This window comes from Desulfurellaceae bacterium (genome assembly GCA_021296095.1).
Classification (GTDB): Bacteria; Desulfobacterota; Binatia; order Bin18; family Bin18; genus JAAXHF01.
The window spans coordinates 1,369-3,748 of sequence record JAGWBB010000174.1 but is presented as its reverse complement, the minus strand read 5'-3'; the positions used below and the strand labels follow the sequence as shown (position 1 = coordinate 3,748).

3 protein-coding genes are annotated in these 2,380 nt (G+C 62.9%); all 3 read right to left on the bottom strand.

The window, feature by feature from the left end; translation table 11 throughout:
- Positions 1-69: 69 nt before the first annotated feature.
- Entirely contained in the window at positions 70-495 is a 426-nt protein-coding gene (locus J4F42_22485; protein ID MCE2488291.1) for an LLM class flavin-dependent oxidoreductase, read from the bottom strand.
- Positions 496-596: 101 nt separating this feature from the next.
- Positions 597-812, bottom strand: coding sequence for a hypothetical protein (locus tag J4F42_22480; protein MCE2488290.1), 216 nt, complete (start codon positions 810-812; stop codon positions 597-599).
- A gap of 78 nt (positions 813-890) precedes the next feature.
- Positions 891-2,339, bottom strand: coding sequence for an amidohydrolase family protein (locus tag J4F42_22475; protein MCE2488289.1), 1,449 nt, complete (start codon positions 2,337-2,339; stop codon positions 891-893).
- Positions 2,340-2,380: the final 41 nt, after the last annotated feature.

The window sequence follows — 2,380 nt, the reverse complement described above, 5'->3', positions numbered from 1 at the left end:
AAGCTGACGAATTCCCCCTCAAATTCCGGGTCGGGCTGCGTCCACAGGGTCTTCATCGCCCGCAGGTACTCATCGCTCAGCGCGCCGCGGCGGCGAAACGGTGCGCCGAGCAGCGTGATTTCTTCTTCCAGCCAGCCGATACCGGCCCCGAAGATGGTGCGTCCGCCTGACAACACATCGAGGGAGGCCCACATCTTGGCGGTGACAATCGGATTGCGGTGCGGCAACGAAGGTTCCCAGTTTGATAGTCTGTGTCACGCCGGCCAGGAAGCTCAGCGCCACCAGGGGATCGAGAATAGGGGCGGTCCCGATCCGGCCGGTGTCGTTATACGGATAGGTGGAGTTGATCGTTTTGGGGAAGACGACGTGGTCGGGCACCCAGATGGAGTCAAAGCCCAGGGCTTCGGCCTGTTGGGCCAGCGTGCGCTGGGCGTGCAGCGCGTCCGGTCCTGAGGCGTAGGGGCCGACTGTTGGCAGCAACATGCCGAATTTCATACTGCCCTCCTTCGTGTGTGAGGCTCCGCAGGGTCGTGCAGACGAATGTCGAGGGCTCTGGCGGAGCGCGCCAGACCCGACTGTTCGCCCTTGGGGTGCCGCTATCTTCTGAGCTTTCGCTGGGCCGGGGATGAGGGCTGAGCCACGTGCTCCGCACTCACCTGGCCTTTGTCGATGCGCAGGCTGAAGCCGCAGTCCGGATTGTGGCACACCCAGACTTTGAACGGGATGTCACCGCCGTGCGGACCATAGTCCGAGAGTGGGATGAGCACTCCCCGACCGCACTGCCGGCAGGCCGGCCATTCTTTTGTCTCCATACAAAAACCCGAATGAGCGCTCAGTCCTTCATACGTAAACCGAGTCTGAAAGACAAAGGATAATCACTGTTTACAGAATCAGGCGGCTTGCGTCTTGATCGCGTCTTCGACCACCGTGCCGTTGAAGAAGTCGGGGTTCATCCCTGTCCACAGCGCGGCCGGATTGGTGAACACAAAATCCTCAAAATCACGCTCGGTCAAAATGTCTTTTTCCACCAGCTCGTAGGCTTCGGCCAGGACGTGGCTCATGTCGGGCACATCCCAGTGGCCGATGTCTGAGCTGAAGATGGCGCCCAGGCGTGCGCCAAAGGGGTTCATCCTGGTCTGAAAGGCCGTGGCGTTGAGGGGATCGTCGGCCTCACAGCCGAAGTAGAAATTCGGGACAAACAGGTCTTTGATGTCCTCGGCCGTGCTGATCCCGCAGCGGACCCAGTCATCCTCCGGGTCTTCCCGCGTCCCGGCCAGCGCGCCGCGGCGCAGGTCCAGGCCGTCCAGCCTGTCCTGGACGATGGCATCGCCGTAGCGCCGGTGGAGGTCCAGGAACAGCTCGGCGTTCAGGTTGGCCGGGTCATAGTTTGCCAGGCCGCGCGGGTTGCGTTTCTCCCAGCGGGCAACCATGCCGGCGTACAGATCGGTGGCCCAGCCGACGCCACTCTCCAGAAAACCGAACCTGAGGCCCGGGAAGCGTCGGGTGACGCCGCCCATCAACAGGGCTTTGCACACCGCGTCGCCGGCTGCGGCGAAATGCCCGGTGTGGTTGTACATATAGTTCGAAGTGGTGCGGCTGCCCCAGCCCATGCCGGGGGAATGAAAGGTCGGCGGAACCTTGAGTTCCAGGCATTTGGCCCACACCGGGTCGTAGTCGTAGGCGCTGTCGATACAGAAATTGTCAATCCAGAAGGCGTGCAATCCCAAGTCGGCGTCTGTGGCGACCGCAGCCGGGATGGGCCGCTGGACATGGCCGGCCATCATCACCGCCTTGAGGCCGAGTTCGCCGACACAGTAGTCCAGCTCGTCGACCGCCTCCTGGGGCGTGTGCATGGGAATACAGGCGGCCGGGGTCATGCGGTCGGCGTAGCCGCGGAAATAATCAGCCACAAACAGGTTGAACGCCCGGCAGGTGGCCCGGCGCAGTTCGGCGTTCTCGATATGGGGGAAGGCCAGACCCAGCGAGGGATACAGCACGGTGAAGTCAATGCCGATCTCGTCCAGGCGTTGGTGGAGCAGCTTGGGCAGGCTGGCAGTAGCCCGGTCCAGGGTGTTGCGGGTCGGCAGCGCCCACCACGGGGAGCGCGTCGTGCGCTGGGCGTGGCGCTCCTCGGCCGACAGGCGGTACCAGTCAAACATCTTGCCCCAGCTGCCGGTGTTCCGCTCCGGGGACAGGTAGAGATCGAGCACGGACTGGCCGCCGACCTGCTTCAGGTAGTCCAGGAAGCCGGGCTCGAACTCGATCATATGCCCGTCCGAGTCAATCACGGGGTGCTTGAGCCGGGCACGAATTGTGGCGGATGGGGATGGGTGTGACATGCTGGCCTCCTGCATCTCAACCGATTATCCTCTTCTTTGCC